General features: G+C 64.8%; 5 protein-coding genes. 2 read left to right on the forward strand and 3 right to left on the reverse strand.

Translation table 11 applies throughout. The annotated features are described in order from the left end of the window. Positions 1-240: 240 nt before the first annotated feature. Positions 241-456: a hypothetical protein gene (locus tag H8B02_RS45615; protein ID WP_229172265.1), complete on the forward strand. Its 216-nt coding sequence runs from the start codon at positions 241-243 to the stop codon at positions 454-456. A 42-nt stretch (positions 457-498) separates the two neighbouring features. Further along, complete coding sequence (locus tag H8B02_RS45620; protein WP_229172266.1) at positions 499-1,656, forward strand: glutathionylspermidine synthase family protein; 1,158 nt, start codon at positions 499-501, stop codon at positions 1,654-1,656. 169 nt (positions 1,657-1,825) lie between these two features. Here the strand turns inward: H8B02_RS45620 and H8B02_RS45625 are convergent, their stop codons facing one another. The 3 genes from H8B02_RS45625 to H8B02_RS45635 all read right to left on the reverse strand — a co-directional run bounded on the left by H8B02_RS45625 (position 1,826) and on the right by H8B02_RS45635 (position 4,293). Beyond that, complete coding sequence (locus tag H8B02_RS45625; RefSeq protein ID WP_229172267.1) at positions 1,826-2,695, reverse strand: CheR family methyltransferase; 870 nt, start codon at positions 2,693-2,695, stop codon at positions 1,826-1,828. Continuing rightward, on the reverse strand, positions 2,692-3,852 hold the full coding sequence (locus H8B02_RS45630) for a protein-glutamate methylesterase/protein-glutamine glutaminase (protein WP_229172268.1): 1,161 nt from the start codon (positions 3,850-3,852) through the stop codon (positions 2,692-2,694). The genes H8B02_RS45625 and H8B02_RS45630 overlap by 4 nt, the downstream gene beginning before the upstream one ends. 75 nt (positions 3,853-3,927) lie before the next feature. Then, a complete protein-coding gene (locus H8B02_RS45635; protein WP_018273268.1) occupies positions 3,928-4,293 on the reverse strand; it encodes a response regulator in 366 nt (121 codons plus the stop codon). Positions 4,294-4,375 lie beyond the last annotated feature (82 nt).

Consider the following 4,375-nt stretch of genomic DNA (forward strand, 5'->3'; position numbering starts at 1 on the left):
GGCGGCTCGTCGCGCAGCAGCTTCTACGGCGGTAGCTCCTCATCGGGCGGCTCTTCATCCTCGTCGGGTTCGTCGTCAAGCTCGTCGGTCAGCCGCGGCGGCTTCGGCTCGTTCGCGCATGCGTTCGGCTTCGGCGGTGGCTGACACGCACTTTGCCGTGTCGTCATGCGCTTTCGCTTGCCCGGCGATCGGAGCTGATGGACACTCGGCGCGGCTCCGTAGACGGCAAGGATCGCGTCCATGAAACGCTCGCGACGGGTCTGGCTGAAACTGATGGGAAGCGTCGCGATCGGCGCAGCCTCGATGGGCCTGACGCCAGGCCATGCTCGCAATCATCACCATGCGGGGCACAAAGCCAGGCGGAAGCCCGAGCAGACATCACCCTCCGGCGGCTTCGGCGGCGCGCCACGCACCATCGCCCACTACGACAACGGTCCCTCGCATGGCGGCGGCTGACATCGAGCTGACACGCATCGTCTGAAGATCACGGACCCCTTCATGCAACGCATCGCATGTTCCGAGCGCGACGATTGGCAGGCAACCGCCGAAAGCGCCGGCTTCACCTTCCACACCATCGACGGTGAACGCTACTGGGACGAACGCGCCTATTACGCCTTCACGCTCGACGAGATCGAGCGCGATATCGAGGCGCCGACCGGCGAGATCGACGCGATGTGCCTCGAGCTCGCCGGACGCGCGGTCAAGGATGAACAATATCTGCGCCGGCTGAAGATACCGGAAGCGTTCTGGGACCTGATCGCGGCAAGCTGGCGCCGCAAGGAGCCGAGCCTCTACGGCCGGCTCGACCTCAAATTCAGCGGCAGCGGCCCGGCCAAGCTACTCGAATACAATGCCGACACGCCGACATCGATCTTCGAGGCGGCGGTGTTTCAATGGACCTGGCTCGAACAGGCGATCGAACGCAACATCATCCCGAAGCGCGCCGACCAGTTCAACTCGATCCACGAGGCGCTGATCGAGGCCTGGAAGACGATCGGCGCGACCCATCCGCTGCATCTCACGGGGCTGACCGGCAATGCCGAGGATGCCGGCACGCTCGCCTATCTCGAGGACACCGCGGCGCAGGCCGGGCTGAAGACCACGCTGCTCGACATCGAGCAGATCGGGCTGCGCAGTGACGGCCAGTTCGTCGACCTCGACGAAAGCCCGATCGCGCTCGCCTTCAAGCTCTATCCATGGGAGTGGATGTTTCACGACGCGTTCGGCAAGAACCTCAGCTCGGCGCCGACGCAATGGATCGAACCGCCATGGAAGGCGATCCTGTCCAACAAGGGCATCCTGCCGCTGTTGTGGGAGATATTCCCGAACCACCCCAATTTGCTGCCGGCCTATTTTGAGGACGATCCGCAGGCTGCGCAGCTCGGCACCTCGTTCGTGCGCAAGCCGATCTATTCGCGCGAGGGCGCCAATGTCGAACTGGTCAGCGCCGGCATCACGCTGGTCGCGGAGCAAGGCCCCTACGGCGCCGAAGGCTTCATCCGGCAGGCCCTCGCGCCGCTGCCGAATTTCTCCGGACAGTACCCCGTGCTCGGCAGCTGGCTGGTCGATCACACGCCCTGCGGGCTGTCGATCCGCGAGGACGAGAACCCGATCACCGGCAACACATCGCGCTTCCTGCCGCACGCGATTTTGTAGAGCGTCGACGCACGCGCTTTTTTCCCGTCACCCTGAGGTGCGAGCGGAGCGAGCCTCGAAGGGTGCACGGCCCGGCTGGTGGCCGTCGATCCTTCGAGACGCGCGCAAGTGCGCGCTCCTCAGGATGACGGACCAGGCAGCATCGCGCTGCTAATGGGAGAACTCCAGCTCAACGCGAAGCGGACGCGACCGCCTTCAACACATGCGCGGCGCCGGCGCGCGCGACTGGCGCGGTGCTGGGCTGATAGAGCCCGCGGCGGTCGGGATAGGGCCTGAACAGATTGGTGATGCCGACCACGGATTCAGCCGCGCCAAGCGCCAGCACGCCGTCGGGCTCGAGCATCCGGGAGATCTTGCTGAAGATGCCTGCCTTGGTCTGCTGATCGAAATAGATCAGCACGTTGCGGCAAAAGATCACGTCGAAGGTGCCGAGATGCGAGATGTCCTGCAGCAGATTGAGCTGGCGATGCTGCACCATGCCGCGGATATCGGCGTTGAGCTGCCAGAGCTCACCCTTCTGCACGAAGTGCTTGACCAGCAGCTGGATCGGCAGGCCGCGCTGCACCTCGAACTGGCTGAACAGGCCGGCCTTCGACTTTTCCAGCACCGCCTGCGACAGGTCGGTGGCGATGATCTCGATGCGCCAGCCGGTGAACAGCGCGGTCATTTCCTTCAGCAGCATCGCGATCGAATAGGGCTCCTGCCCGGTCGACGAGGCCGCGCACCAGACGCGCAAGCTGCGGCGCGCGGCGCGCGCCTGCGCCAGCGCCGGCAGCACCGCTTCCTTCAGATGATCGAACGGGATCTTGTCGCGAAAGAAGAAAGTCTCGTTGGTGGTCATCGCCTCGACCACCTCCGACGTCAGCATCTCGGCGCCGCCCTTCATCTTCTGGACGAGCTCGGGAATGCCGGCGAGGTTGGACCGGCGCGCCAGGGGCAGCAGGCGGCTCTCGACAAGATATTGCTTGTCGGCCGACAGATCGAGACCGGAACGTTCCTTCAGCAGCTTACGCAGATACTCATAGTCCAGCGGCGTCACGAACGGTCTCCGGCAAACACGCGAACAAGCTTCGACGCGATCTGATTGAGCGGCAGTACGGCGGCGCAGATGCCCGCATTGACCGCGGCACCAGGCATGCCCCACACCACGCTGCTCGCTTCGTCCTGGGCGATCACGCTGCCGCCGGCGGCGACGATGTCCTTGCCGCCGCGCATGCCGTCGGAGCCCATGCCGGTCAGGATCACCGACATAATGCTGCCCTGCCAGACATCGATCGCGGAGGTGAACATCGGATCCACCGCGGGCTTGCAGAAATTGACCGGCGGCCCGTCGTCGAGCGCGATCGTGGCATCGATGCCGTGACGGACGATGCGCATGTGGCGTCCGCCCGGCGCCAAATAGATCTGACCCGGCCTGATGCTCTCGCCGTCGATCCCCTCATGCGCCGGCCGCTTGCTGGTGCGCGCCAGATGCTCGGCGAGAATGGTGGTGAAGGTCGGTGGCATGTGCTGGGTGATCAGCACCGGGACGCGATCGATCACAGGGCCGATCTCTGCGACCAGCGTCATCAGCGCCTGCGGGCCGCCCGTGGAGGAGCCGATCAGCAGCACCTTCGGCTGCAGCAGGCCGAACGAACGGCGCGCGACCTGGACGGGCGCCGCAGTGGGGGCCAGCCCCGTGCGCGGCTTGTCGTGCCCGGGCGCAAGCGGCGGGCTCACCGCCGTATGCACCGTGCTGCGCCGCGCCTTGGCGCCGAGATGACGGATCTTCTGGATCAGATCGTGGCGGAAGGTTTCCGCGGCGGTCGCCTCGCGCGTGCTCTCCGGCTTCGGAATGTAGTCGGACGCGCCGAGCGACAGCGCCTTCAGGCTGATCTCCGCGTTGCGGCGGGTCAGCGTCGAGGCCATGATGATGACGAGGTCGCGCTTCTTCGCCAGCAGCTGCGGCAGCGCCGAGATGCCGTCGAGGTCGGGCATCTCGATATCGAGCACCGCAACGTCGGGGTTGAAGCGCTCGAGCTGGTTCACGGCATCGAGGCCGGTGCGCAGCGAGGCCACGACCTCCATGTCGGGTTCGGCGCCGATCCAGCGCGAGATCATCCCTCGGATGACCACGGAATCGTCGACGACCATCACCCGCACCTTGTCGGAACGGGTCGATGTCGGGACCGCAGTACTTGTCAACGCAACACTCATGACTTCACCAGCGACGCAACACGACGCACAACAACCGTTGAGCCGAAGGCTTCTGCCGCCGGATCGAACGTAGACTTAGATCAAGCCGACTTCCTGGAACTTCGCGGTGACGATGTCCCGGTCGAACGGCTTCATGATGTATTCGTTGGCACCGGCATGCAGCGCGCGTGCGATATGCGCGACGTCATTCTCGGTGGTGCAGAACACGACCTTGGGCTGATCGCCGCCGGGCATGCGGCGGAGATTGCCGAGGAACTCGTAGCCGTCCATGACAGGCATGTTCCAGTCGAGCAGCACGGCCTCGGGCATCGCGCGCTTGCAGGCCTCGAGCGCCTTCGCGCCGTCCTCGGCCTCGACGATCTGGAAATCGAGCCCTTCCAGGATACGGCGGGCAACCTTGCGAATGACGCTTGAATCATCGACAACAAGACACGTTCTCATCTGCGACCTCCACTTCCTCATCCCCGGAAGGATGTTTCAGTTCTTCGATTCAGTCGGCCCGTCTCAGGCCGCTTTGGCATCA

Origin of the sequence: Bradyrhizobium altum (genome assembly GCF_020889705.1) — a bacterium.
Classification (GTDB): domain Bacteria; phylum Pseudomonadota; class Alphaproteobacteria; order Rhizobiales; family Xanthobacteraceae; genus Bradyrhizobium; species Bradyrhizobium altum.